Raw genomic sequence first — 26,498 nt, 5'->3', positions numbered from 1 at the left:
TACCGTGAGACACGAGAACCTCCGGGTCCGTGGGCGTGACCTTCGACAAGCCACACCCCACCCGGAGGTTCTCGCCATATCAACCCGACACGCTGTCACCAACGTCCTGACCGGGTACAGCTAGGCGGCCCGCTCGAGTGGTGCGCGTCTCGGCGCGGCACTGTCGGTCGCAGACCATGGTCGTGCTGGCCGAGTGAAGTGACTCGGTCAGTTGCGTGAGCTCGGGACGGCTGCGCCCGAGGCCGGTGTCCGTATCCGGCGGGCCGGGCGTGCCCGTGCGATGCTGGCGCGGTGACTAGGTTCGAGGTGTGGGCGCCGCGGCCGGAGGCGGTGCGACTGGATCTGGAAGGTGTCGTCCACTCGATGAGGCGGTCGCCGGACGGGTGGTGGCGCGCCGACGTGCCCGCCGCGGACGGTGCCAGGTACGGCTTCCTGCTCGACGACGACCCGACCGTCCTGCCCGATCCACGCTCCCCGCGCCAGCCCGACGGAGTACACGCCCGTTCGGCCCTGCACACCCTGGATCCGGCGGGGTGGACCGATGCGCACTGGACCGGGCGGCCGCAGGCGGGGGCGGTCTACTACGAGCTGCACATCGGAACGTTCACTCCCGAAGGCACCTTCGACGCCGCGATCGAACGGCTCGACCATCTGGTCCGGCTTGGCGTCACCGTGGTCGAAGTGATGCCGGTGAACGCCTTCGACGGCACCCACAACTGGGGCTACGACGGCGTGCTCTGGTACGCGGTGCAGGAAAGCTACGGCGGGCCCGATGGCTTGCAGCGGTTCGTGGACGCCTGCCATCTGCGCGGGCTGGCGGTCTGCCTGGACGTGGTCTACAACCATCTCGGTCCGTCCGGCAACTACCTGCCCCGCTTCGCGCCCTACCTGACGGAGGGCCGCAACACCTGGGGCCAGAGCCTCAACCTGGACGGCCCGCAGTCCGATCACGTGCGCGCCCACATCCTCGACAACGCGCTGCGCTGGTTGCGCGATTTCCACATCGACGCCTTGCGCCTGGACGCGGTGCACGCTCTCGTAGACCGCACCGCCACACATCTGCTGGCCGAACTGTCGGTCGCCGTCGAGCGGCTCGCCACCCACGTGCGCAGGCCGCTGACGCTGGTCGCGGAGAGCGACCTGAACGATCCGAAGCTGATCACCCCGCGCGCGGCCGGCGGCTACGGCCTCACCGCCCAGTGGAACGACGACCTGCATCACGCCGTGCACACCGCCGTCTCCGGCGAACGGCAGGGCTACTACGCCGACTTCGGCTCCCTGCGCTGCCTGGCCCGCACGCTGAAGCACGGCTTCTTCCACGCCGCAACGTATTCCAGTTTCCGCGGGCGCACGCACGGTCGCCCGATCGATCGGAGCCTGATCCCGGGCAGCGCGCTGCTGGCCTACACCTGCGATCACGACCAGATCGGCAACCGGGCGCTCGGCGACCGCCCGAGCGCCTATCTGACCGACGGGCAGCTGGCGATCAAAGCCGCCCTCGTGCTGTGCGGGCCGTTCACGCCGATGCTGTTCATGGGGGAGGAGTGGGGGGCGCGCACGCCGTTCCAGTTCTTCACCTCGCACACCGATCCAGAGGTCGCCGCGGCCACCGCATCCGGGCGCAAGAAGGAGTTCGCCGCCCACGGCTGGCCCGCGGGCGAGGTGCCGGACCCGCAGGACGTGAAGACGTTCCTGCGCTCCAAGCTCGACTGGGCCGAAGCCGACGAACCGGAGCACGCCCGGCTGCTGTCCTGCTATCGAGCCCTGCTCGCCCTGCGCCGGGACCGGGCGGAGCTCAGTGACCCCTGGCTGACCCACGTTTCGGTGGACTACGACGAGGCCGCCCGATGGATCGTCGTGCGCCGGGGCACGCTGGCGCTGGTGTGCAACCTCGGCGAGGACCAGGTGGCGGTGCCGATCGCGGGCATCCCGCTGTTGTCCTGGGAGTCCCCGACGATCGGCCCTTCCGCCACAACCGTTCCCGGCCACTCCTTCACCCTGCTGGAAACCGCCCCGCCCGGCCCGCGCTGAGGGCGTGGAAACCCAGCTCGCGGCGGTCTTTCGAGCGGTTGCCCGGTAACGGGCGTACAACTGTCCGAGACAGGTACTTTGCCGGAGTCGTCCCCTGCCATTACCGTGGAGAGATGAGCAACGTCGCTTCCGGGGACCTTGCGGTTCTTCCCCCGGGGATGGGTGGCAGCGCTGCCGCCGAATTCGCACCGTTCGTGCGCGCTTTCGCACGGGCGTTCGGCACTCGCCGGGGTGCGGGCGCGGCGTTCACGCTGCACCGGCACGGAGAGCCGCTGGTGGACATCTGGGTCGGCTCCGGCGGTGACGCTCCGTGGACCAGGGACACCGGCACGATCATCTTCTCGGCCACCAAGGGGATCGCCGCCACCGTCGTGCATCGGCTCGCCGATCGCGGGTTGCTCGACTACTCCGCCCCGGTCGCGGAATATTGGCCGGAGTTCGGCGCCAACGGCAAGCGCAAGATCACCGTTCGGCATCTGCTCACCCACCGGGCCGGACTGTCCGCGCTGGCCCCCATCGCCACCGGCGGCCTGGCCGACGTGCTGGATCACGAACTCATGGAGCAGCGCCTGGCCGCGGCGAAGCCCGACCGCCTGCTCGGCGTTCCCACCTACCACGCGCTCACCTTCGGCTGGCTGGTCGGCGGCCTGACTCGCTCGATCACCGGCATCGGCCTGGGGGAGCTGATCCGCACCGAGGTCGCCGAGCCGCTCGGCATCGAGGGCCTGCACCTGGGCAAGCCGCCCGCGGGCGCGCCGACCACCTACGCCCCGCTGGCGGGCACCCAGCTCAGCGCGCTCGGAAAACCCTTGGGCGCGGCGGTTCTCGGCCGCAGTCACCGGATCCCCGGCGCGCTCGGCGCCGCCACCCGCTGCCTGTTCCTGCCAGGTCTGGAAGCCATTCTGGAAGGCGTGAGCCCGCCGATCCTGGACACCGAACTCGGCGCGGGCAACGGTGTGGCCACCGCCCCCGCGCTGGCCACGATGTACGGCGCGCTCGCGGGCGACGGCACCGTGGCCGACCGCAGGTACCTCGGTCGCCACACCATGAAGGCCCTGCGCCGCATCGAGACGTACCAGCCCGATCGCGCGCTGTTCTACCTGCCGATGATGTGGCGCCTCGGCTACCACTCGCTGCCGATGCCGGGCGCCCACGCCGGGTTCGGGCACATCGGCCTCGGCGGCTCCTTCGGCTGGGCCGAACCACGGCTGGGCCTGTCGGTCGGCTTCGTGCACAACCGGCTCTCCGCCGCCCAGCTCAGCTACGACCAGTCGGCCGCGTTCTGGCTGCTGCCGCTCATGCTGAACTGCCTGCGCTCGTCCCGCCGCCGGATCCCGGCCACAGAGACGCCCAAGGCGGCCTGAGCGCCCGGCGTGATGCCCGAGCGGGATCGAGGCACCCGATACACCGGTGGTGACGTTTCGAGAGGGCGTGAGGACGTCCGCCACCGGGGGCCGAGGCGGCGCGACGTGCCGATACACCGGTGGCGTGATGTCCGAAGTGGCCGGGACCCGCAGCGCGAAGTCCGAGGGCGTCAGGCATTCGGTACCGGTGGCGTGATCGAAGGGCAGACGTGGTGTAGACGCTTACACGCCCTGACGCGCCGGATTCCGGCTCAGGTCAGGTATCGGTAGGCCGGGGAATCGGGCTCGAGGCGCTCGCACTGGATCGGAGAATGCCGCATCCGCTCCAGCAGCGGCGCCAGTCCGTCCGGCGCGCCCAGCTCGATGCCGACCAGCGCCGCGCCCGTCTCCCGGTTGTTGCGCTTGACGTACTCGAACAGGGTGATGTCGTCGTCCGGGCCGAGCACCTCATTGAGGAAACGGCGCAGCGCACCGGGTTCCTGCGGGAAATCCACCAGGAAATAGTGCTTGAGGCCGCTGTGCACGAGGGAGCGTTCGATGATCTCGCCGTAGCGGGACACGTCGTTGTTGCCGCCGGAGACCAGGCACACCACCGTCGAGCCCGGGTCCACGGTGATCTCCGCCAGCGCGGTGGTGGTGAGCGCGCCCGCGGGCTCGGCGATGATGCCCTCGTTCTGATACAGGTCGAGCATGGTCGTGCAGATCGCGCCCTCGTCGACCTGCATCATCTGGAAAGCTCCCGCGCCCCGGGGGGATTCGGTGATGGTGAGCAACGGCAGCGAGGCGTGCGAGACCACCCGCCCGCCGAAGCCGGACACCGCGGCATACGGCACGGCGCCGACCCGGCGCACCGCGGCGCCGTCCACGAACGGATCGATCTCCGGCAGCGTGACCGGACCGCCCGCCACCAGCGCCGCCGTCATCGAGGCCGCGCCAGCGGGCTCCACGCCGAGGATGGCGGTCTGCGGCGAGCGTGTCCGCAGGTAGGTGCCGATCCCGGCCAGGCAACCGCCGCCGCCCACCGGCACGATCACCAGGTCGGGCGTGGTGGGCAGCTGCTCCAGGATCTCCGCGGCGATGGTGCCCTGACCGGCCGCGGTGCGCGTGTCGTCGAACGGCGGCACCATGGTGGCGCCGGTGCGTTCCACGTCGGCGGCGGCGGCCGCGGCGGCGGCGTCGTAGGTTTCGCCGACCGCGATCAGTTCGACGAACTCGCCGCCGTGCACCCGGATGCGGTCACGCTTCTGCTTCGGCGTCGTGGTCGGCACGTAGATGCGGCCTTTGATCCCCATCGCCTGGCAGGCGAAGGCGACGCCTTGGGCGTGATTGCCCGCGCTGGCCGCGACCACGCCCGCGGCGCGCTCGTCCTCGGACAGCTGGATCACCAAGTTGTAGGCGCCGCGCAGTTTGTAGGAGCGCACCGGGCTGAGGTCTTCGCGCTTCAGATAGACGTTCGCCCCGGTCAGCTGGGACAGTCGCTCGCTGCGCTGTAGCGGGGTCGGATCGATGACGTCGGCAATTCGCTTGTGAGCAGCATCGATCTCGTCCGCGGTGAGCGCGGGGCGAGAAGCGGACAATGCGTCGAGGACATCAAGCGGATCGGACACCCGAATCATGGTGCCACCCGCCGCCGCGGTGACCTGCGGCGGGTGGCGGCGACACGCAGGCTACCTGCGCAGGAGCTACCTGGGCGTGAGCACGAAGACGGGGATCTGACGGTCGGTCTTGGTCTGGTAGTTCGCGTAGTCGGGCCACACCTCGACCGCGCGCTCCCACCACTGCGCCTTCTCCTCGCCGAAGACCTCGCGCGCGGTGTAGTCCTTGTTGACCGCGCCGTCGCGCAGTTCCACATGGGGTTCGGCCTTGATGTTGTAGTACCAGACGGGGTGCTTCGGCGCGCCGCCCAAAGAGGCGACCACGGCGTACTCGCCGTTGTGCTCCACCCGCATCAGCGGCGTCTTGCGCAGCTTGCCGCTCTTCGCGCCCTTGGTGGTGAGCAGGATGATCGGCTTGCCTTGCAAGGTCGCGCCCTCGGTGCCGCCGGAGTTCTCGTACTTCTCGGCTTGCTCGCGGGCCCAGTCGGATGTGCTCGGTTCGTATTCACCTGTCAATGGCATGTCTGCGGCAACGCCGCAGCGATTCGCTGTGTTCCCTGCGACAAAAGTTCGCTGGCCCGAACTTCTGATTCCGACTACCCTGAGGAGATGGCGGTCGTTCACTCCTCGGCGCGCGGCACCACGATCGACATCGCGGGCTCCGCGTGGCCGGCCTACAAGCTCGACGCACTGGTCGTCGGGCTGGTGACCTGCCTGGTCCTCGCCCTGATCACGGGCTCGTTGCAGATCGCGGTCCTCGTCGCGGCGGCGCTCGGCGCGGCCCGGTGGCTGATCGGCATGGCGTTCGCGGGTCTCGCCGACCGGTCCGGCGGCACGCCGTAAGTCCTCCGCATTAACGCTCTCCCGTCTCACGCGATGAATTCGAGTAGTCGAGTACGCGGGTTTCGGTGGGATACCAGCGGGAGGATCAGCGCATGAAACGCCTGGTTGTATGTTGCGACGGCACCTGGAAGGCCGAATCGAGCAGCACGGTTTCGAATATTGTCAAGATCGCGCAGACGATCCGGTTCGACGCGCCGGGGCCTGCGGGAGAGACGATCCAGCAGTGGGTCACCTATGTTTCCGGTCCGGGCGCGCGCGGCTTTCTCAGCGATCGCCTGATGGGCGGCGCCTTCGGCCTCGGTCTCGAGGCGAACTTGTCGTCCGCCTACTGGCATCTCGCCTTGAACTGGGAGAAGGGCGACGAGATCTACATCTTCGGCTTCAGTCGCGGCGCGTTCACCGCGCGCAGCCTGGCCGGCCTGATCAGTCGCATCGGGATCATGACCCCGGAGGCGATGATCGAGGGCAAGTACCCGGAAGCCCTGGGCATCTACCGGCAGCGTCCGCCGGCGCCCACGCCCGAAGACCCGGACCCGGCGGAGCCGCCGGAGTGGCAGGAGTTCCGCCGCAAGCACTGTCGGAGAGCGAAGATCGATTTCCTCGGCGTGTTCGACACCGTCGGCGCGCTGGGCGTCCCCGGCATCACCTCGCTGCGCCACCGCTTCCACGATGTCAAGCTCTCGCGCCACGTGCACTGCGCCCGCCAAGCACTGGCCATCGACGAGCGGCGACGCAACTTCGAACCGTCCGTGTGGGAGGTGCCGGTCGAACCGACCGTGAAGTACCGGCGCGGGTTCGAGCGGGTCAAACAGGTGTGGTTCCCCGGCGTGCACAGCGATATCGGGGGCGGCTACGCCGAGTGCGGTCTGTCCGACGCCACCTTGCAGTGGATGGTCCGCGAGGCGGAGTCGGTCGGTCTGGCCTTCGACCGCGACCGGCTGGCCGCGCTGTCGAAGCGCTGCGACACCGCCGACGGCGATCACATGCGGCTGCACGATTCGCTGAGCATCGGCTACCGCATCCTGAACGTGCTGCGCACGCTGCGCAATCCACGCAGCACCCGCTTCCACTGGGACTCCTGGCGGCGGATCGCCACGCCCACCGATCAGGGCGTCCGGCTGTCGGCCAGTACGCAGGACGCGCTGGACTACCAGCCCGCGAACCTGCGGCGCTGGCGCGAAGAGCTGGGCGGGGTGATCCCGGAGAAGACCTTCGAGCAGGTCCGCGGCGTATTCGCGAAGGAACTCGAGCACGTGCCCGTGCCGGCTGACGCGTCCGCGCTCGAGCTCTCAGCGCACCAGTAGGGCGACGGGCAGCCTGCCGAACATCTTCTCCAGCCGCGCCCTGCTCTGGAAGGTGTGCCCGGTCAGCCGATCGGTCCAGCTGCCCGCGGGCAGGTCGAGGAACGTGTCGCCCCACCCGGTCTCGGCCAGGCTCACGCTGTGGCGGGTGGCGGCGACGATGACCTCGGGCGGCTCGCCCGTACGGCCGCGTGCGTAGGACACCACCTTGCTCGCGTGGTCACCGGTCGCGAACAGCGGCCGGTAGGCGCCGCCGACGAAGCAGTCGGGACGTTCGCGGCGCAACCACAGCGCGTAGGCGACGATCCACATCTTCGCCGCGCCGGTGGTGTCCAGCGCCGGTGTGCCGGTGAGCGATTGCAACATGCCCGCGCGGGCGGCGAAGTCCACCGGCCTGCGGTTGTCCGGGTCGACGAGGGAGTCCTCCCACAGCTCGCAGCCCTGGTAGACGTCCGGGATGCCCGGCCCGCACAGCTGCAGCAGTTTCTGCGCCAGCGCGTCGGACCAGGCGTGCGGGGCCAGCTCGTGCACCAGGTCGCCGAGTTCGGAGCCCACCGGACCGTCGATCACGGTGTCCAGCCAGGCGTGCACGGCGGTCTCGAACTCGACGTCCGGCTCCTCCCAGGAGGTTTTGGTGTTGGCCTCCCGCATCGCCTTCTCGGCGAACGCGTGCAACCGTTCGCGCAGGCCCGGCACCGAGGCGGCGGGCCTGCCGTCCGCGGGCCACACGCCGAACATGTTCTGCAGCAGGAAAAGCGCCGTCGCGCCGTCCGGTGCCGGGGCCGTCTCCAGCCACGAGTCGACGTTGCGCGCCCAGGTCTCCGCGGCCTGCGACAGCACGCCGATGCGGGCGCGCACGTCCTCACCGCGTTTGGTGTCGTGGGTGGACAGCGTCGTCAGGGTGGCGGGCCACAGCTGCGCGCGCTGGCTCATGGACAGGTGGAACTCGTTGAGCGAGTGACCGAAACGCGCCGGGTTGCCGCCCACCTCCTGCAACGAGACCAGCCGCGCGGCCTGATAGAACATGGTGTCCTCGACCGCCTTCGCGGTCACCGCGCCGCAGACCTGGCTGAAGCGCACGGCCGCGGCCCCGTCGGCGGCCAGTGCCGCGACCAGGACCGCCAGCGGCACGGTGAGCTCGCTGTTGCGCTTCTCCACCTCGGCGATCACCGCGCCCGCCATCCCGGCCAGCGGCGCGTAGTCGGCTCGGTACACCGGCATGAACGCCAGCACCTCGATGGTGGCGTTGGTCAGCGCCATGGTGTCGAAGCTCTCGGCGTTCGCGTCCTGTTTGATCGCGGCCACCAGCCGCCGGATCTCCGGCGCCAGAATGGTCTCCGCGACCGCGCGCTTGATCCGGTGCTCGGTCTCACCGATCCAGGCCCGGTCGCTGCCGTGCCCGGCGACGCGGCGCGAGAGTTCGGTGAGCGCGTGCTCGCCGCGCGGATCGATCAGCACGCCGCCGAAGTCGGCCAGCGCCTCGTAGCCGGTGGTCCCGTCGATCGGCAGCGTCGCGTCCAGCGGCTCGCGATTGGCCAGGATCTTCTCCACCAGCAGCAGCCGGTGCGGGCCGATCAGCCTGCGCAGTCGGGTGAGGTATCCGGCGGGATCGGCCAGGCCGTCCGGATGGTCGATCCGCACGCCGTCGATCAGGTCGTGCTCGCACCACGCGGCGAGCTCCCGGTGGGTGAGCTCGAAGACCTCGGGGTTCTCCTGCCGGATCGCGGCCAGGCTGCTGACCGCGAAGAACCGCCGGTAGGTGCACAGCCCGGCCTTCCAGCTCACCAGCCGGTAGTGCTGTTTGTCGTGGATGCGCAGGGCGTTGTCGCCGTCGGTGCCCGGCGCGATCGGGAAACGCAGATCGTGCAGGGCGAGCATGGGTTCGGCGCCGGAGCGGTCCACGGTCAACGCGGCCGGGTCGTTCTCGCTCTGCAGCACCGGCAGCGCCAGTCGTCCGCCCGCGCCGTTGCCCGGGCTCCAGTCGATGTCGAAGTACGGCGCGAACCGCGACTCCTGGCCGTTGCGCAGGACGTCCCACCACCACACGTTCTGCCGCGGATCGGCCACGCCGACGTGATTGGGCACCAGATCCACGATCAGTCCCATGCCACGGCTGCGCACCTCGTCGGCGAGGGCCTTCAGTCCGGTCGGGCCGCCGAGCGCGGCGGAGACCGTGGTCGGGTCGGTGACGTCGTAGCCGTGCGTCGAACCGTGCGTCGCGGTCAGGATCGGCGACAGGTACAAGTGCGAGATGCCCAGCTGCTGTAGGTATTCCGCGATGGCGCGCGCTTCGGCGAAAGTCAGCGCGTCCGGGCGCAGCTGTAGCCGGTAGGCGCTGCGGATCGTGGTCTGGAGTGCGGGCTTGCGTCGCAGGGATACCGGGTCGGTCACGTGCATCTCGGTGGAATCGGGTGCGTTCATCGGCATTCGGGTCAGGCGGCCTGGCGGAGGACGAGGAGACAGCGAGCTTCGACGGCGACGGTCGCGCCGCCGGGATACCCGGCGTCGGCCAGGCCGGTCGGCGTCGAGCAGTCCAGCGCCACCGACCATTCCGTGCCGTCGCCGGTGCTCGGTAGCACGAAGTCGATGGCCGCGTCATGGGCGTTGAAACACAACAGGAACGAATCGTCGGTGATCCGCTCGCCGCGCGGGCCGGGTTCGGGGATCGCCTCGCCGTTGAGGTAGACCGCCAGCGACTTGCCGAATCCGCTGTCCCAGTCCGCTTCGGTCATCTCCTCGCCGGACGGGGTGAGCCAGGCGATGTCGCGGGCGTTGTCTGCCGACCGGATCGGCCCGCCCGCGAAGAAGCGGCGGCGCCGGAAGACGGGGTGCTCGGTGCGCAACGCCACCACCGCGCGGGTGAATTCGAGCAGATCGGCGTTCTCCTCCCGCAGCGACCAGTCCATCCAGGCCAGCGGTGAGTCCTGACAGTAGACGTTGTTGTTGCCGTGCTGAGTGCGGCCCATCTCGTCGCCGTGCGCGAGCATCGGCACGCCCTGGCTGAGCATCAGCGTCGCCAGCAGGTTGCGGCTCTGCCGGGCGCGCAGGGCGAGGATGCCCGGATCGTCGGTCGGGCCTTCGGCGCCGCAGTTCCACGAGCGGTTCCAGCTCTCGCCGTCCCGGTTGTCCTCGCCGTTGGCCTCGTTGTGCTTCTCGTTGTAGGACACCAGGTCGCGCAGCGTGAACCCGTCGTGCGCGGTGACGAAGTTGATGCTGGCGCTGGGCCTGCGGCCGGTGGCCTCGTACAGGTCCGAGGAACCGGTGAGCCGGGAAGCGAACTCGCCCAGCGTCGCCGGTTCACCGCGCCAGTAGTCGCGGACGGTGTCGCGGTATTTGCCGTTCCACTCCGTCCACAGGCCGGGGAAGTTGCCCACCTGGTAGCCGCCCTCGCCGACGTCCCAGGGCTCGGCGATCAGCTTGACCTGGCTGACCACCGGGTCCTGCTGCACCAGATCGAAGAACGTCGAGAGCCGGTCCACGTCGTGCAGTTCCCGCGCCAGCGTCGCGGCCAGATCGAAGCGGAAGCCGTCGACGTGCATCTCCAGGATCCAGTAGCGCAGCGAGTCCATGATCAGCTGCAAGGTGTGCGGGTGACGCACGTTGAGGCTGTTGCCGGTGCCCGTGTAATCCATGTAGTGCGAGGGGTCGTCATCGACCAAGCGGTAGTAGGCGGCGTTGTCGATGCCGCGGAAACCGATCGTGGGGCCGCGGTGGTTGCCCTCGGCGGTGTGGTTGTAGACCACGTCGAGGATCACCTCGATGCCCTCGGCGTGGAGCGCGCGCACCATCGCCTTGAATTCGGTGACCGCCGACCCGGCGCGGTCCATCGTCGCGTACTCGTTGTGCGGCGCGAGGTAGCCGAAGCTGTTGTACCCCCAGTAGTTTCGCAATCCCTGATCCAGCAGCACGCGATCGTGCAGGAATTGGTGCACCGGCATCAGTTCGATCGCGGTGACGCCCAATCCCTTCAGATGGTCGACGATCGCGGGGTGCGCGATGCCGGAGTAGGTGCCGCGCAATTCCTCCGGCACCTCGGGATGGGTCATCGTCATGCCCTTGACGTGCGCCTCGTAGATCACCGTCTCGTGATAGGGGCGGTTGGGCGCACGGTCGGCGCCCCAGTCGAAGTACGGGTTGATCACCACGCCGGTCATGGTGTGGCCGAGGGAGTCCAGACCGTGGGTGTAGAGCGAGGGGTGACCGTCGAAGTCACCGTCGAAGGCCTTGCCGTACGGATCGAGCAGCAACTTGCTCGGATCACAGCGCAGGCCGCGGTCGGGGTCGTACGGGCCGTGCACCCGGAACCCGTAGCGCTGCCCGGGATCGATCCCGGGCAGATAGGCGTGCCAGACATAGCCGTCGACCTCGTCGAGCGCGATCCGGGTCTCGGTGCCGTCCCCCTCGATCAGGCAGAGTTCGACCGCGTCGGCAACCTCCGAGAACACCGAGAAATTGGTGCCCGCGCCGTCGTAGGTGGCCCCGAGGGGATAGGCGGTGCCGGGCCAGACACCCAGTGGTGTCGCGTCGCCGGGCGCTGCGTCGGGCTGAGCCATGGCAACGACAGTAGCGGCAGCCGGGCGTCCGGCTGTGCGGGTGGTTGTGGCCGAGTTGATCAGAGGAGGTCGGAAGGGTTTTCCAGCCGGCGGCGGCGGTAGCCGAGAAGTATCGCGAGGCGGGCCGCGGTCCAGGTGGTGCCAGAGCCGGAACATCTCCCAGTGCCGCGGCGGCGGGCGGATCTGTCGGGACATCGGCGCGCGGTGAGCGGGGAGGCGTACGCCCTCGTCGCAACCGGCAGGCCTCGTGATCGGCGACGATTCACCGCACGGAGGCCTTGGGGGTGCGCGTCAGTCCGCGGGCGTGAGCGAGCGCCGCCAGGTCTGGCCGACCAGGTCGTGTCCCCAGCTGTGATGCGGGCTCTGCTCGACGAGCTCGAACCCGGCCCGTTGATAGACGCGCCGTGCTGCGGTGAGGACGTCGTTGGTCCACAGGACGATCTCGCGGTACCCCGCCGCGGCGGCGAAGCGCAGGCATTCCTCGACGAGCGACGTGCCGACGCCGAGGCCACGGGCGGTGGGCTCCACCAGCAGTAGCCGCAGCCGCGCGGTGCTGTCGTCCTCGCGGACGCAGAAGACACTCCCCACCGGACGGCCGTCGGACTCCGCGATCCAGGCGCGCTCGCGCCGCTCGTCGTGGGAAGCCAGGTAGTCGGCCACGATGCGCACGATCAGTTCCTCGTAGGTCTCGTCCCAGCCGTATTCGTTCGCGTAGAGCTCCGCGTGACGCTGGATCACCCAGCCGTAGTCGCCGGAGCGCGGCGCGCGCAGCGTGCACGAGGGCGGGTCGGCGGGCTGGTCCAGGATCTGCTGGATGGTCCGCATGGCGGTGATCAGCCGGGCGCGGGCCGCCGGGTGCCGCGCGTCGAGCAACGCGCCCACCTCGTCGCTGGAGCGCTGATCGAGCGTCGCGAAGACCTCCCGGCCCCGATCGGTCAGCCGGACCTCTTGGCGTCGGCCGTCGCTGCCGGAGCGGTTGCGCCGCACCAGGCCGCCCTGTTCGAAGCGGGCCAGGATGCGGCTGAGGTAGCCGGCGTCGAGGTCGAGGGCATGCCGCAGCGCGACCACTTCGATCGTCTCGGACGTGGCCAGCTCGAACAGGATCCTGGCTTCGGTGAGCGAGTATCGGCTGTCGTGCAGTCCTTCGCGCAGGACGCCGATCACCCGGGTGTAGCGGCGGTTGAATTCGCGGACGGCGGCGATGTCGGCGGGCGCGGCAGCGGTCACGTCGGCTCCAATCTTTGACTTCGTCAAAGAATATTCCGAGGTGCTGCCGCCGAGTGCGGAAACGGCAGAACTTCGCCCCACCCTTGGTCACCCGCCCAGCTCGGATGCTAACTTGAACGGCGTTCAAGCCGCCCCGGACGGCCGGGGCCGTGACGCGAGGATTCCTGTGGCACTGACCATCGACCAGATCACCGCACTCGACGCCGAGCATGTCTGGCATCCCTACGGCGGCTTCCCCGCGACGACCGAACCGCTGGTGGTGGCCTCGGCCGCGGGAACCAGGCTGACCCTGGCCGACGGGCGCGAGCTGGTCGACGGCATGAGTTCCTGGTGGGCCGCGATCCACGGCTACCGGCATCCGGCGCTCGACGCCGCACTGGTCGACCAGGCGCGGCGGATGAGCCACGTGATGTTCGGCGGGCTCACCCACGAGCCGGCGGCCCGGCTGGCCGAGCTGCTGGTCGAAGCGACACCGGCCGGGCTGGACAAGGTGTTCCTGTGCGACTCCGGCTCGGTCTCGGTCGAGGTCGCGGTGAAGATGTGCCTGCAGTACTGGCGTTCGCTGGGCAAACCCGAGAAGCGCCGCCTGCTCACCTGGCGCGGCGGGTATCACGGTGACACGTTCACCCCCATGAGCGTGTGCGACCCGGAGGGCGGTATGCACTCGCTATGGACGGACATCCTGGCCGACCAGGTGTTCGCGCCGGTGCCGCCGCGTGACTATCAGCCGGAGTATGCGGCGGAACTGGAGCGCCTGATCGCCGCGCGCGCGGGCGAACTCGCGGCGGTCATCGTGGAGCCGGTGGTGCAGGGCGCGGGCGGGATGCGCTGGCATCACCCCGATTACCTCACCGATCTGCGCAGGCTGTGCGACGAACACGGCGTGCTGCTGGTGTTCGACGAGATCGCGACCGGATTCGGCCGCACCGGAACACTTTTCGCCGCCGACCAGGCGGGGGTGAGCCCGGATGTGATGTGCGTCGGCAAAGCGCTGACGGGCGGCTATCTCACCCTCGCCGCCGCACTGTGCACCGCGCGGATCGCCGAGACGATCAGCGCGGCGCACGGCGGGCTCATGCACGGACCCACCTTCATGGGCAACCCGTTGGCCTGCGCGGTGGCCGTCGCGTCGATCGAGCTGCTGCGCTCGCGCCACTGGCGCGGTGAGGTGGCCCGGATCGAGGCGGAGCTGACGGCGGGCCTGGCTGCGGTGCGCGACCTGCCGGGCGTGGCCGACGCGCGGGTGCTCGGCGCGATCGGGGTGATCGAGCTGGAGCGCCCGGTCGACATGCGCGCCGCGACCGACGCCGCGGTGGCCGCCGGGGTGTGGCTGCGCCCGTTCCGCAACCTCGTGTACGCCATGCCGCCGTTCATCAGCACCTCCGCCGACATCGCCACGATCACTGCCGGGATGCGCGCCGCGGTGGCCGCGCAGGACGGTCGGTGACCGGTCAGGCGATCCACGGCGGGACGATGGTGCCGTCGCCGTCGGGGGTGCCCGCTCGCGCGCCCGCCGGTGCGGTGACGATGGCGGTGAAGCCGTCCGCGGTGCGCACCTGCCGCAGCGCATTCGGCGGCAGGATCACCGTATCGCCCTCGGCCGCAGTGAGTTCCGTGCCGTCGACGGTGACGTCGATCCGTCCCGCGATGACGGTCCAGATCTGCTCTGCGTCGATGAAGTGCAGCGGTCCCGCGGTGTCGGCGGGGACCTCGACCCGCCACAGTGCGAGCTGCGAGCCCCCCTGGGTGGGGGAGGCGAGCGTGGTCATGACGCCGCCGGGGGTCTCGGTGCGGCGGGTGTCGGAGTGTCGGATGACGGTCATCGGGCTACCACCTCTAAGATAGACAACATGGTTGTCCATATAGTCAACGAGGTTGTCCATCATGTCAAGTGACGCTGGTGGCTACGAGTTGCCGCTGCGCATGCTGCTCGGTTTCCGCACCGTGATCGACGAGGTGCACGCCGACCTGGCCGAGCACGGGCACGCCGCGTTGCGGCCGATGCACGGCTTCGTCTTCCAGGCGGTCGGCCGTGCGGGCGGGCCCTACGGGTGCACGGCCGCGGACCTCGGGCGCGCGCTCGGCGTCTCGAAACAGGCCGCGGGCAAACACATCGAGGCGCTGGAGCGGCTGGGCTACCTGCGTCGCGGGCACGATCCGACCGACGCGCGGCGCAAGGTCTACACGCTGACCGAACGCGCTGCGGACGTGCTGACCCGATCGGCGCGCACCTTCGACCGGATCCGCGATCGCTGGGCCGAGCGGCTCGGCGCGGACCGGCTGGCCGCGTTGGAACGCGATCTGCGCGAGCTGACGCCCGGCGAACTGTTCCGGCTCGACACGCCGAATTGGTTCACCGGTCCGTGAGCCGCCCGTGCGCGCCGGGCGGGTTCCCGGCGATCTCGGGACGATCGCTGTCCGACACCATCTCCCAGACCCGGAAGATGCAGTGGTAATCGTCCGACCAGCCGCGCACCATCAGCAGATAGGTGTCGCCGTCGCGCAGGACGATGCGGCGGCCGCGCAGTTTGGGATGCTCTGGCGTGTAGGTGGGCAGTACCCCGGCCAGCTTGGCCAGTGCCTGGGCGCGCGTGCCGACCACTTCCATGAGAATCCGGGGTGACCAGCGCTTGTGCTCGCCCGAGCCCGTTGTTTCCTCGACGACTATCGCCCACCGCGGCATCCGCCGTGTTCCTCCCCGGTGAAACTTCGTCACCGCGGGCCGGTGACCATCACCAACGACTGCTCCACGGTACCAGCGGGCGTCCTGAACGGTGTTCAAGTATGCTGCTCAGCTGTGACTACCGATCCGCTGAGCTGGCTGGACGAACGCGCCGCCGCGCGCGTGGCCGCGGGACTGCGCCGGGAACTGCGCCCGCGCGCCCCGCAGGCGACATCGATCGACCTCGCCTCCAACGACTACCTCGGCCTGGTCCACCATCCCGAAGTGATCGAGGGCGCGATCGAGTCGGTGCGCCGCTGGGGCGCGGGGGCGACCGGGTCGCGCCTGGTCACCGGCACCACCACCGAGCACGAACTGCTGGAAACCGAGCTGGCCGAATTCGTCGGCGCCGAAGCCGGACTCGTGTTCGCCTCCGGATACGCGGCCAACCTCGGCGCGGTCACCGCGCTCGCCGGGCGCGGCTCGCTCGTGGTCTCCGACGCGGGCAGCCACGCGTCGCTGGTGGACGCGTGCCGCCTGTCCCGCGCCCGGGTGGAGATCGCGCCGCACCGTGACGTCGCGGCGGTGGACCGGCTGTTGTCGGAGCGAACGGAGGACCGTGCGCTGGTGCTCACCGATTCGGTGTTCAGCGCCGACGGCGACCTCGCCCCGCTGGCCGAACTGCACCGCGTGACCAGGGCCAACGCGGCGGTGCTCGTGGTGGACGAGGCGCACGGCCTTGGCGTGCGCGGCGCGGGCGGGCGCGGGCTGGTGCACGAGTCGGGCCTGGCCGGAGCGCCGGACCTGGTGATCACCGCGACCTTGTCGAAATCCCTTGCCGCGCAGGGTGGCGTGGTGCTGGCCGGCGCGCGGGTGCGCGCCCACCTCGTCGACGCCGCGCGCACGTTCATCTTCGACACCGGTCTCGCGCCCGCCGCCGTCGGCGCCGCGCGGGCCGCCCTGCGCGTGCTGCGCGCCGAACCGGAACGGGCCGGGCGGGTGCTGGCTCGCGCCGCGGACATCGCGCGGATCGCCGGTGTGCCCACGCCCCCCTCGGCGGTGGTGCCGGTAGTGCTCGGCCCGGCGCAGGTGGCCTTCGACGCCGCCCAGGCGTGCCGGGCGCGCGGACTGGACGTGGGCTGCTTCCGCCCGCCGACGGTTCCGGAGGGCACGTCGCGACTGCGGCTGACCGCGCGGGCGAATCTCACCGCGGCCGAACTCGAGGCCATCGCGACGGTGCTCGGTGACGTACTGGCCGAGGCGCGCGAGGCGGTGCCCGCATGACCGTCCTGCTGATCACCGGAACCTCCACCGACGTCGGCAAGACCGTCGTCACCGCGGCGGTCGCCGCCACGGCGCGGGCCAACGGTCGATCGGTGGCGGTGTGCAAGCCGGGCCAGACCGGTGTCGCGGCAGACGAACCCGGTGACCTCGCGGAGATCCAGCGGCTGTCCGGCGTCACCCGGACCGTCGAACTCGCCCGCTACCCGGACCCGCTGGCGCCCGACACCGCCGCCCGCCGCGCCGGGTTGCCGGAACTGACCCTCGCCGACACCGCCGCCGCCGTCGACGCCATGTCCGACGCCGACCTCGTCCTGGTCGAGGGCGCGGGCGGATTGCTGGTGCGCCTAGGCGATTTCACCTTGCTCGACCTCGCACAGAAACTCGGCGCGCCCGTCCTGCTGGTCACCGCCGCCGGGCTGGGCACGCTCAACCACACCGAATTGACCACCCGCGCCTTGCAATCGGCGGGCGTGCGATGCGCGGGCCTGGTGATCGGTTCCTGGCCCGCCGAACCGGACCTGGCCGCCGAGTGCAACCGCACCGATCTGCCCCGTGTCACGGGCGTCGACCTGGTGGGCTCGGTGCCGGAGGGCGCGGGCGGCTGGCAGCGCGCGCGATTCACCGCCGCCGCCCCGGGCTGGTTCGATCCCGCGTGGTCGCCGTTCCGCTGACGAGTCTTGCGCCCGCGGGGTGAACCTCGGACGAACTCGCCGAGTTGTGCGGCAGTTCGGGTGCGTGGTCGCGTCCGGGGTCCGGGGCGGAGGAGTTCGAGTTGTGCGGATGTCTTGGGCTGGTCGCGTCCGGGTTGGGGCGCAGGTGTCGGCCGCGTTGTTCGGGAGTTCGGAATGCGCTGCCGCGTCCGGGGTCGGGAGCGGAGGAGTTGGCCGAATCGTTCGGAAGTTCGGAATGCGCTGCCGCGTCCGGGGTCGGGAGCGGGCGAGTTCGCCGAATCGTTCGGAAGTTCGGAATGCGCTGCCGCGTCCGGGGTCGGGAGCGGGCGAGTTCGCCGAGTTCATCGGAAGTCCGGGCGCCGCTGCCATGTCCGGGCCCCACGGTGGAGCCGGGTGGGGCCGGGTCCTCCGCCGGGCCGAATGATTCAGCCCTCGGTCGGCCCGTCTCGGCGTGAAGCGCTGCTGAGTCTGTCGGTGCCGCTGCCTAGAGTGAGACGCATGACCGCGACATGGATCCGGTGGCACGTGCGTGCGCCCCGCGCGACTGTCTACCGCCTGCTGTTGGACGCGGAATCGGTGCGGCACTGGGTGGGGCCCGATGGAATGACCAGCCGCGTGCACGAATTCGATCCCACCGAAGGCGGCGTGTTCCGCATCACGTTCACCGCCGACGAGTCCACCGGTACCGGCGACACCTACCACGGGCGTTTCGCCCGGCTGATCCCGGACGAGCAGGTGGTGGGGGTCATCCAGGTCGAGACCGACGATCCCGCGGCGACCGGCAAGCAAACCATCACCTACGTACTCGGTGACGCCGGGGGCGGCACCGATGTCGTGGCGATGCATGAAGGTCTTCCGGATGCCATCACCCCCGAGGACAACGAACTCGGCTGGCGGATCTCACTCGGCAAACTCGCGGCGATCGCCGAGGCGGCTCGCTGAGCGGTAGCGGGCTCGTGGCGACCGTCCGCATCCGTGCCTACAGTGGGGTGGATGTCGCCGATGGACGCCCGGCACCCGTCCACCGTCTCCGATTGGGACGACGCGCGACGCCGAGCTCGGCTGCGGGACACGAGCCTGGGGCACGGGTGGAAGACGTTGCGCCGGACCAAGATGACGCTGCTTCGGGTGGCCGCACTGCTGCTGACCGGACTGGTGGTATTCGCGCAGTACTGGAAGTACGACGTCGCGCCGGAACAGGTGCGACTGGCGCGCACCGAGCCGGCCATCCTGCCCGTCGCCCCGCCGGTGGACCCGCAGAACTGGGACACCGTCGTGGTGGACCTGGTCGGGCTCGGCGGGCTCGACGCCAGTGACACCGCCGCCGCACTGCCCGCGCTGCGCAGAATGGGCATGGTGTGGGCGATCCGCTACGACAACGAGGGCCTCGACACCAAGGTGATCGCCGACCTCGTCGTGCGCGCCGCCGAACTGTCCGGCCTGCGCAACGTCGTGCTCGTCGGCCACAGCATGGGCGGCGTGATCGCGCTGGAGGTCGCCGAGCACATTCACCGCGACAGCGATCGCAGACTGGTCGGGGTGGTGCTGGACTGTACGCCGGTGGACCTGAACGCCGTCCGGCCGGAGAGCCGCGGGCGCGGTGAGGACATGCTGCGCTGGATGGGCTGGCTGCCCGGAGCCCGGGAGAGCCGGGCGCTGCGGCTGGCCGTGGAGACCTACGCCCGCCGCGACCGTTTCCTCGACCGCGGCGACGGGGTCCCCGGCATCCGCTTCGGCAAGCTGGCCGAGGTGCTGACGGAAGTGCTGCGGGAGAAGATCGTCTCGCGCGACGCCGCGAGCAACGGTCTGATCGAATCGCAGTTCACCGCCATCGTGGCCGGTGGCGCGGCCGACGACCTGCGCACCCTGGCCCAGCCCGTCGCGGACAAGCCGCGGCCCGCGATCGTCTTCATCCGGCCACGCGACGCGAGCGCCGATCGCGTGGTCGACGTCGAGTACTCCCACCGGGTGCTGATCGAGCAGTCCGGCGGAGTGGACGGCACGCTGCTGGTGGTGCTGGCGCGAAACACCGGGCACGCCAATCCGATGCAGCGCCCGCGGGAGTACAACACGGTGATCGAGCAGCAGATCCTGCCGTTCGTGCAGCGCTATCAACAGCAGGTCCGGTCGACGACGGTGGCCGCGCCGCCGCGCTGAGAGGTTCGAACCAGGCTGAGACAAACCGTTTCCGCGCCGGTTTCGTCTTGTTTCAATTCGCCTATGTTCCGACCAAGTACGTTCCGGTCCGGCCGCCGCCGCGCGACCGCCGCATTGCTCGCCGTGGCGACCGTCGCGACGCTCGGACTCACCGGCTGCGCGAAGGACGACAAGCCGGTCGGTCCCATCGCCGACGGACCGCTGCCCACCGAGGTTCCCGCCGGAACCACCCTGGTGGTCGCCGACCAGTCCGAGCGCCTGCAGTCCGTGCTGCGCCTGTCCGGCGAGCTCGACAAGCTGCCGTTCAAGGTGGAGTTCGCCAACTTCGTCGGCGGTCCGGCCATCCTGGAGGCGTTCCGCGCGGGCGCCGCCGATGTGGCGCAGGTCGGTGACGTCCCGCCGATTCATGCCTTGGTGGCCGGGCAGGACGTGCCGATCATCGCCTCCTATCAGACCAGCACCACCGCCTTGAAACTCGCGGTGGCGCCGGGCAAGCCGGTGGCGAAACCGGCGGATCTGAAGGGCAAGAAGATCGCCTACGCCGAAGGCACCGCCCAGCAGGCCGCCGTGCTGCGCGCCATCGACAAGGCCGGTCTCACCACCTCCGACGTGCAGCTGATCCGGCTGCAACTGGCCGAGTTCCCCGATGCGGTGCGCACCGGGCAGGTCGACGTCGCGCCGCTGATCGAACCGAACGTCACCCGGTTCCTGCGCACGCCCGGCGCCTCGCTGATACCCGACTCCGAGACCGCGGGCATCTACGGCGGCCTCGCCTACCTCTACGCCCGCCGCGCCGTCGTGCGGGACCCGGCGAAGGCGGCCGCCGCGCGCGCGTTGGTCGGCGCGTTCGTCCGGGCCTACCAATGGGCCAACACCCACCCCGAGGACTGGGCGCGCCGGTACTACGTGGAGAACCAGAAGGTGAGCGCCGACGACGCCAAGCGCATCGTGGAATCGCTGGGCGCCTACGTCTTCCCGCATCTGGACCAGCAGCTCGTCGACCGGCAGCAGGCCACCATCGACGCCATCGCCAAGGCGGGCGAACTGCCCAAGAAGGTGCAGGCGTCCACCGGTTTCGACCTGCGCTTCGACGCCGCGGTCACGCAGGCGGTCACCGAGAGCGGCGCCTCGTTCGAACCGAAGGCACGCTGATGGCGACCCTCGACGCCGGCGTGCTGCGCCGCATCGGGCGCGGCCGCTCCGAAGCCCGGCCCGCACTGGCGAGACGCAAACCGGCCCGGCCGCGCCTGGGCCCCGGCCGCCCGATTCCGTTCGGCATCGCGCTGGGTCCCGCCTTGCTGATCGCGGCGTGGGTGCTCGGTTCCACCACGGGCACACTGGATCAGGAAACCCTGCCCGCCCCGTGGACGGTCGCCGAGACCGCCGGTGACCTGCTCGCCGACGGCCGCCTGCAGAGCAATCTGCTGACCTCCGTGCAGCGTGCGGCGATCGGGCTCGCCCTCGGTGTCGCGATCGGCCTGGTGCTGGCGTTGGTGGCCGGGCTGAGCCGGATCGGGGAAGCGTTGGTGGACGGCCCGATCCAGATCAAGCGCGCCATTCCCACGCTCGCGCTGATCCCGCTGTTCATCGTGTGGTTCGGCATCGGCGAGGAGATGAAGCTGGTGGTCATCACCACCAGCGTGGCGATCCCGATCTACCTGAACACCCACGCGCACCTGCGCAGCGTCGACGCCAGGTACGTGGAACTCGCCCAGACGGTGGGGTTGTCGCGGTGGGGGTTCATCCGCCGGATCGCACTGCCGGGATCGCTGCCCGGATTCTTCACCGGCCTGCGGCTGGCCGTCACCATCTCGTGGCTGGCGCTGGTCGTGGTGGAACAGGTCAACGCCACCAGCGGCATCGGTTATCTCATGACCCAGGCCCGCACCTACGGCCAGATCGACATCATCGTGGTCGGCCTGGTGATCTATGGCCTACTCGGGTTGTTCGGCGACATCCTGGTGCGCGCCGCGGAAAGGAAGGCGCTGTCATGGCGGCAGACACTCGGGGACTGAACGTCGTCCGCGCCCGGCGGCTGCGCCGTGGCTTCGGCGACCGGGTCGTGCTGCGCGACCTCGACATCGACATCGCCGGTGGCGAGTTCGTCGCCCTGCTCGGCCGCAGCGGTTCCGGCAAGAGCACGCTGCTGCGGGCGCTGGCCGAATTGGACTACGACGTGCCGGGATCCGGCGAGCTGAGCGTGCCCACCGAGCGCTCCGTGGTGTTCCAGGATTCGCGGTTGCTGCCCTGGGCGCGGGTGCTCGACAACGTCACCCTCGGCCTCGGCGGCTCGGACGCGGCCGGTCGCGGTCGCGCGGCGCTGGCCGAGGTCGGGCTCGCCGGACGGGAGAAAGCCTGGCCCAAGGAACTTTCCGGCGGCGAACAACAGCGCGTCGCCTTGGCGCGCTCGCTGGTCCGCGAACCCGAACTACTGCTGGCGGACGAGCCGTTCGGCGCGCTGGACGCGCTGACCCGGATCAAGATGCACGCACTGCTGCAGGATCTGTGCGCCGAGCATCGGCCCGCCGTCCTGCTGGTCACCCACGATGTGGACGAGGCGGTGCTGCTCGCCGACCGCGTCCTGGTGCTCGACGACGGGCGCATCGCGGTGGACCAGCGCATCGACCTGGAACGCCCCCGCCGCCACGGCGACCCCGCGTTCCTGCGGCACCGCTCCCTGCTGCTGGCCAGCCTGGGTGTCGACGTCGCGGACACGCCCACCGACGAGAAGAAGGCCTCATGACCGCACCGCGCCAACTCAGCCTCAACGCCTTCATCTACCCCTCCGGCCACCACGAGGCCGCCTGGCGGCATCCCTGGAGCAGCCCCGAGCGGATCTACGACGTCGCCTACTACCAGGAGATCGGCCGCACCGCCGAAGCGGCGAAGCTGGACGCGGTGTTCTTCGCCGACGGTCCTGCCCTGCGCACCGAGGTCAAGCACAACGCGGCCTCCGGCCTGGAGCCGATCACCCTGCTCACCGCCATCGCCACGGCGACGACGCACCTCGGCCTCATCGCCACCGCGTCGACCACGTACTACGAGCCCTACAACCTGGCCAGGCTGTTCTCCACGCTGGACCACATCTCCGGCGGCCGCGCGGGCTGGAACATCGTCACCACCGGCACCGACCTCGCGGCGGCGAACTTCGGCCTGGCCAAGCATCCCGAGCACGCCGAGCGATACGCGCGAGCGAGGGAGTTCGTCGACGCGGTGCTCGCGCTGTGGGACAGCTGGGAAGACGACGCCATCGTCTTGGACCGGGCCGCGGGCGTGTACGCCGACCCGGAGAAGATCCACCGGATCGACTTCGAGGGCGAACACCTGCGCGTGCGCGGGCCGTTCAACGCGCCGCGCACGCCGCAGGGCCACCCGGTGCTGGTGCAGGCGGGCTCGTCGAACGACGGCCGGGCGTTCGCGGGCAAGTACGCCGAGGCGATCTTCACCGCGCATCAGCGGCTCAGCGACGCGCAGGCGTTCTACGCCGACATCAAAGCGCGGGCACGCGGCTTCGGGCGCGACCCCGAGCACGTCAAGATCCTGCCCGGGATCAGCCCGTTCATCGCCGACACCGAGGCGGCGGCCAAGAAACTGGAGCGGGAGTTCAACGAACTCACCGTGCCGGAGTACGGCTTGACCCAGCTCGAGGGCATCGCCGGGCTCAGCCTGCGGCACCTGCCGCTGGACGAGCCCATCCCAGTCGAATTGTTCGCCGACGCGGGCGATGTCACCGACAACGGGCAGAGCCGGTTGCAGGTCGTGGCGGGCATCGTGCGGCGCGAACGGCCGACCGTGCGCGGCCTGCTGCACCGCCTCGCCGGTGCGCGCGGTCACCGGGTGTTCGCCGGAACCCCCGAGCAGGTCGCCGACACCATCGAGGAATGGTTCCGCAACGGAGCCGCCGACGGATTCAACGTCATGCCGCCGTACTACCCGGGCGGCCTGGAGGTCTTCGCGGAGACCGTCGTGCCGATCCTGCAGGAGCGCGGCCTGTTCCGCACCGAGTACACCGGCACCACCCTGCGCGACCACTTCGGCCTGCCTCGACCCGACAGCCGCTTCGCCCGGCAGCCCGCGCTGACCCGGTGAGCGGCGCCGACGGCGGCGACTGTCCCGCTGCTCTGCGGCTGTTCGATGCCGACGGTGTGCGAACCGGCACCGACCAGCGAATCGTGCTCCGGTGCGGCGCGTTGCCGGCAGGGGTCGGCCTCGCCTCGGCCGGTCATTGCGGACGGGCACCGACCAGCCGGAGCCGAGCGCGGCGACGCTCCCGGAACACCCGGTCGGTGCGGCGATGAGCGAGCGTACTGTCGCGCTCGGCGAAGTGGCGGGGGTGCGGTTGCGGTCGCTGGTCTGGACCGTGTTCGTGCCGATGGTGGTGTACGGCATCGGATCCGGCGCGGCGGCCCCGATGTACGCGCTGCGCGCGCTGGACCTGGGGGCTTCGGCCGGTCTGGCCGGAGTCGTCGTCGCGCTGTCCGGGCTGGGCATGGTGCTCACCGATCTGCCTGCCGGACGGGTCGTCGCCACGATCGGGGAGCGCGGCGTACTGGCGGTGGGCTCGGCACTCGGGGCGATCGGCGTCCTCGCGGCGATCGTCGCGCCGAATGTCGGCGTGCTCGCGCTGGGAATGCTGCTGGGCGGCGCGGCGAGCGCGGTGTGGGGCCTGGCCCGCCAGTCCTATCTCGTAACCGTGGTGCCCGCGCACGACCTCGGGCGCGCGATGTCGACGCTGGCCGGTTCGATGCGGCTGGGGTTCTTCTGCGGACCGTTTCTCGGTGCGGCCGTGGTGCATTCGCTCGGTCCCCACGGTGCGCTGTGGTTGCAACTGGTGACCACGGTGGTGTCGGGCGCGGCCATGGCGGCGATCCGATCGCCCGAGGCATCGGGTGGGTCGGGCGCCGGGCACGCCCTGACCGCGATCGTGGTCGAGCACCGCAGAACCCTCGGCACGCTCGGACTGGCCGCGTTGCTGGTCGGTGCCGCGCGGGCGGCGCGGCTTGCGTTGCTGCCGTTGTGGGCCGCGCACATCGGGGTGAGCGCGTCGACCACCAGCCTGGTGTTCGGCGTCGCGGGCGCGATGGACGTGCTGATGTCCTATCCGGCCGGGGTGTGGCTGGATCGCTACGGCAGACGCGCCACCGGCGTGCCGTCGATGATCCTGTTCGCCGCCGGATTCGGCGTGCTGCCGTGGACTGCCTCGGTGCTCGGGCTCGGTTGCGCCGCCCTACTGCTCGGGCTCGCCAACGGCATGAGCAACGGGCTGATCATGACGGTAGGCGCCGATGTCGCGCCCGACGGGCAGCGCGCGGAATTCCTCGGCGCCTGGCGGCTCACCCACGACCTCGGCATGTTCGCCGGGCCGGTGGCGGTCGGCGCGATCAGCGCCGTGACCGTGCTCGGCGGAGCGGCCATCGCGCTCGCGCTCGCCGCCGCCGCGGGCGCCTACACGATGCACCGATGGTTCCCCGGCGTGGTCGGGCCACCGGCGCGGCAGGCGTCCGCCGAGACCGGGTAGACGCTCGCCTCGGCCACCCTTCAGCGGGATATGAGATTTCCACTCTTGGCAGGTGTCGCTGCGGCGTTGTCACCGGGGTGCATCGGTAGGGTGCTGCGGCATGCCCATATCCATCCGTCGTCGATGCGGTCTCGTCACCGCAGCGGTAAGCATGTGTGTCACGGTCACGTTCGGGGCGGCGCCTGCGACCGCGGAAATCCCGGCGACCGGGCAGCTGAGCGGGATCGAGCTGCTCGATCCCGCGTGGACCTTCCCCGGGGCCTCGGCGTCGTTCGGGATCGTCTACACCACGACCGATCAGCACGGCGCGCCCGCGCAGGCGTCCGGTGCGCTGCATCTACCCGCGGGATTGCCGCCGCAGGGCGGCTGGCCGCTGGTGGTGTGGGCACATGGAACCGCAGGCATCGGCGATGCCTGCGCACCGTCGCGCCGCCCGCAGTCCGAGCGGAACAAAACCTATTTCGATCAGATTCTGAACCACGGATACGCGGTGCTGGCTCCCGACTATCAGGGGCTCGGCACGCGCGGGCAGTTCAGCTACTACAACGCGAACGTCGAGGGGATGTCGATAGTGGACGCGGTCGCGGCGATGCGCGCGACTCCGCTTCCGCTGTCGCACAAGTGGGTTGCTGTCGGCCAGTCGGAAGGTGCGCACGCCGCGATGAGCGCGGCCGGCTTGTACGCCGAGAAAGGCGGTTCCGCCAGGGGATTGAGCGGAGTGGCAGCCACCGGTCTGCGCACCGACCCCAGCAAGAGCTTGCCGGAGATGTTCCGGCGAACCTCGACCGGCTCCGAGAATCAGATCGCCTACGCGGCGTATTTCCTGGCCTCTCTGGAGGACCTGGACCCCGGCAGCGTCACCCCGTACCTGTCCGATTTCGGCAAGGAATTCGTGGAAAAAGCCGCGCACGAATGTCTTTCGCATCTGGTCGAGCACGCCGGCGGCCGCCGGCCGTGGACGCTTGTCGCCGATCCCGACCGGCCGACGCCCACCTTCGCCGCGGACATCGCCGCCTTGACGGGATACGCGGAAGACCGTTTCACCAGTGATCTCATGATCGGCTACGGCACCGCGGACATCGATGTGCCGCCCACCGACACCGAGAACTACGGGACGAAGCTGCAAGAGTCGAACTCCGGAATCCGGGTGACAGTCCAGCAGTACCCGGGCAAGGACCACAGCGGCGCCTTTCTGGCATCGCTTCCGGACACGTTGGCATTTCTCGACACGCACCTGCGCTGACTCGGCGCGGGGCCGTCCGACCCGCCGCGACGCCGAGTCCGGAACCGTC

Annotated in this window: 23 protein-coding genes; 16 read left to right on the top strand and 7 right to left on the bottom strand. The window is 70.2% G+C overall.

Features of this window, described 5'->3' with window-relative positions:
• Window positions 1-291 precede the first annotated feature (291 nt).
• Entirely contained in the window at window positions 292-2,031 is a 1,740-nt protein-coding gene (gene treZ / locus GVY64_RS24925; protein ID WP_159845975.1) for a malto-oligosyltrehalose trehalohydrolase, read from the top strand.
• A gap of 113 nt (window positions 2,032-2,144) precedes the next feature.
• On the top strand, window positions 2,145-3,395 hold the full coding sequence (locus GVY64_RS24920; RefSeq protein WP_201298138.1) for a serine hydrolase domain-containing protein: 1,251 nt from the start codon (window positions 2,145-2,147) through the stop codon (window positions 3,393-3,395).
• 251 nt (window positions 3,396-3,646) lie between these two features.
• Here GVY64_RS24920 and ilvA read toward each other — a convergent pair whose 3' ends face one another.
• Both ilvA and GVY64_RS24910 read right to left on the bottom strand, forming a co-directional pair.
• Complete coding sequence (gene ilvA / locus GVY64_RS24915; protein WP_159845972.1) at window positions 3,647-5,011, bottom strand: threonine ammonia-lyase IlvA; 1,365 nt, start codon at window positions 5,009-5,011, stop codon at window positions 3,647-3,649.
• Window positions 5,012-5,077: 66 nt separating this feature from the next.
• Window positions 5,078-5,512 carry a nitroreductase family deazaflavin-dependent oxidoreductase gene (locus GVY64_RS24910; protein WP_159845969.1) on the bottom strand — a complete coding sequence of 145 codons (435 nt, stop codon included), beginning with the start codon at window positions 5,510-5,512 and terminating at the stop codon, window positions 5,078-5,080.
• Between the two features lie 87 nt (window positions 5,513-5,599).
• On the opposite strand from GVY64_RS24910, the gene GVY64_RS24905 reads away from it, so the two are divergent.
• On the top strand, window positions 5,600-5,833 hold the full coding sequence (locus GVY64_RS24905; RefSeq protein ID WP_159845966.1) for a hypothetical protein: 234 nt from the start codon (window positions 5,600-5,602) through the stop codon (window positions 5,831-5,833).
• A 92-nt stretch (window positions 5,834-5,925) separates the two neighbouring features.
• The gene (locus tag GVY64_RS24900) at window positions 5,926-7,137 is read left to right on the top strand and encodes a DUF2235 domain-containing protein (RefSeq protein WP_159845963.1); all 1,212 of its coding nucleotides are present in this window, start codon (window positions 5,926-5,928) and stop codon (window positions 7,135-7,137) included.
• Here GVY64_RS24900 and treY read toward each other — a convergent pair.
• The 3 genes from treY to GVY64_RS24885 all read right to left on the bottom strand — a co-directional run bounded on the left by treY (window position 7,123) and on the right by GVY64_RS24885 (window position 12,914).
• A complete protein-coding gene (treY, locus tag GVY64_RS24895) occupies window positions 7,123-9,531 on the bottom strand; it encodes a malto-oligosyltrehalose synthase (protein ID WP_236567150.1) in 2,409 nt (802 codons plus the stop codon). The two genes, GVY64_RS24900 and treY, sit on opposite strands and share 15 nt — an antisense overlap.
• A 35-nt stretch (window positions 9,532-9,566) precedes the next feature.
• Entirely contained in the window at window positions 9,567-11,687 is a 2,121-nt protein-coding gene (gene glgX / locus GVY64_RS24890) for a glycogen debranching protein GlgX (RefSeq protein WP_159845957.1), read from the bottom strand.
• Between the two features lie 291 nt (window positions 11,688-11,978).
• A complete protein-coding gene (locus tag GVY64_RS24885; RefSeq protein WP_159845954.1) occupies window positions 11,979-12,914 on the bottom strand; it encodes a bifunctional helix-turn-helix transcriptional regulator/GNAT family N-acetyltransferase in 936 nt (311 codons plus the stop codon).
• Between the two features lie 166 nt (window positions 12,915-13,080).
• On the opposite strand from GVY64_RS24885, the gene GVY64_RS24880 reads away from it, so the two are divergent.
• Window positions 13,081-14,361 (top strand): adenosylmethionine--8-amino-7-oxononanoate transaminase, encoded by a 1,281-nt coding sequence (locus GVY64_RS24880; RefSeq protein ID WP_159845951.1) that lies wholly within the window; start codon window positions 13,081-13,083, stop codon window positions 14,359-14,361.
• A 4-nt stretch (window positions 14,362-14,365) separates the two neighbouring features.
• Here the strand turns inward: GVY64_RS24880 and GVY64_RS24875 are convergent, their stop codons facing one another.
• Window positions 14,366-14,737: a cupin domain-containing protein gene (locus GVY64_RS24875; RefSeq protein ID WP_159845948.1), complete on the bottom strand. Its 372-nt coding sequence runs from the start codon at window positions 14,735-14,737 to the stop codon at window positions 14,366-14,368.
• Between the two features lie 61 nt (window positions 14,738-14,798).
• Between GVY64_RS24875 and GVY64_RS24870 the strand changes: the two genes are divergently transcribed.
• The gene (locus GVY64_RS24870; RefSeq protein ID WP_159845945.1) at window positions 14,799-15,281 is read left to right on the top strand and encodes a MarR family winged helix-turn-helix transcriptional regulator; all 483 of its coding nucleotides are present in this window, start codon (window positions 14,799-14,801) and stop codon (window positions 15,279-15,281) included.
• Here the strand turns inward: GVY64_RS24870 and GVY64_RS24865 are convergent.
• Window positions 15,268-15,597, bottom strand: coding sequence for a hypothetical protein (locus tag GVY64_RS24865; protein ID WP_159845943.1), 330 nt, complete (start codon window positions 15,595-15,597; stop codon window positions 15,268-15,270). The two genes, GVY64_RS24870 and GVY64_RS24865, sit on opposite strands and share 14 nt — an antisense overlap.
• Window positions 15,598-15,711: 114 nt before the next feature.
• Between GVY64_RS24865 and GVY64_RS24860 the strand changes: the two genes are divergently transcribed.
• The 10 genes from GVY64_RS24860 (at window position 15,712) to GVY64_RS24815 (ending at window position 26,449) form a co-directional block, all read left to right on the top strand.
• Window positions 15,712-16,860 (top strand): 8-amino-7-oxononanoate synthase, encoded by a 1,149-nt coding sequence (locus tag GVY64_RS24860; protein WP_159845940.1) that lies wholly within the window; start codon window positions 15,712-15,714, stop codon window positions 16,858-16,860.
• Window positions 16,857-17,531, top strand: coding sequence for a dethiobiotin synthase (gene bioD / locus GVY64_RS24855; RefSeq protein WP_159845937.1), 675 nt, complete (start codon window positions 16,857-16,859; stop codon window positions 17,529-17,531). Before GVY64_RS24860 ends, bioD begins: the two co-directional genes overlap by 4 nt.
• 498 nt (window positions 17,532-18,029) lie before the next feature.
• Entirely contained in the window at window positions 18,030-18,473 is a 444-nt protein-coding gene (locus tag GVY64_RS24850) for an SRPBCC domain-containing protein (protein ID WP_159845934.1), read from the top strand.
• A 51-nt stretch (window positions 18,474-18,524) separates the two neighbouring features.
• Window positions 18,525-19,688 carry an alpha/beta fold hydrolase gene (locus GVY64_RS24845; RefSeq protein WP_159845931.1) on the top strand — a complete coding sequence of 388 codons (1,164 nt, stop codon included), beginning with the start codon at window positions 18,525-18,527 and terminating at the stop codon, window positions 19,686-19,688.
• A gap of 63 nt (window positions 19,689-19,751) precedes the next feature.
• Window positions 19,752-20,840, top strand: a complete 1,089-nt coding sequence (locus GVY64_RS24840; RefSeq protein WP_159845928.1) for an ABC transporter substrate-binding protein — start codon at window positions 19,752-19,754, stop codon at window positions 20,838-20,840.
• A complete protein-coding gene (locus tag GVY64_RS24835) occupies window positions 20,840-21,703 on the top strand; it encodes an ABC transporter permease (RefSeq protein ID WP_159845925.1) in 864 nt (287 codons plus the stop codon). Before GVY64_RS24840 ends, GVY64_RS24835 begins: the two co-directional genes overlap by 1 nt.
• The gene (locus GVY64_RS24830; protein ID WP_159845922.1) at window positions 21,679-22,431 is read left to right on the top strand and encodes an ABC transporter ATP-binding protein; all 753 of its coding nucleotides are present in this window, start codon (window positions 21,679-21,681) and stop codon (window positions 22,429-22,431) included. Before GVY64_RS24835 ends, GVY64_RS24830 begins: the two co-directional genes overlap by 25 nt.
• On the top strand, window positions 22,428-23,777 hold the full coding sequence (locus GVY64_RS24825) for an LLM class flavin-dependent oxidoreductase (protein ID WP_159845919.1): 1,350 nt from the start codon (window positions 22,428-22,430) through the stop codon (window positions 23,775-23,777). The genes GVY64_RS24830 and GVY64_RS24825 overlap by 4 nt, the downstream gene beginning before the upstream one ends.
• Before the next feature lie 205 nt (window positions 23,778-23,982).
• A complete protein-coding gene (locus GVY64_RS24820) occupies window positions 23,983-25,206 on the top strand; it encodes an MFS transporter (RefSeq protein ID WP_159845916.1) in 1,224 nt (407 codons plus the stop codon).
• A gap of 100 nt (window positions 25,207-25,306) precedes the next feature.
• Window positions 25,307-26,449 (top strand): alpha/beta hydrolase family protein, encoded by a 1,143-nt coding sequence (locus GVY64_RS24815; protein ID WP_159845913.1) that lies wholly within the window; start codon window positions 25,307-25,309, stop codon window positions 26,447-26,449.
• The last annotated feature ends 49 nt before the right edge of the window (window positions 26,450-26,498 follow it).

This window comes from Nocardia sp. CY41 (assembly GCF_009829325.1).
In the GTDB taxonomy this organism is placed as follows: Bacteria; Actinomycetota; Actinomycetes; order Mycobacteriales; family Mycobacteriaceae; genus Nocardia.
The sequence above is the reverse complement of the archived record's forward strand: the minus strand, read 5'-3'. Positions and strand labels throughout refer to the sequence as shown.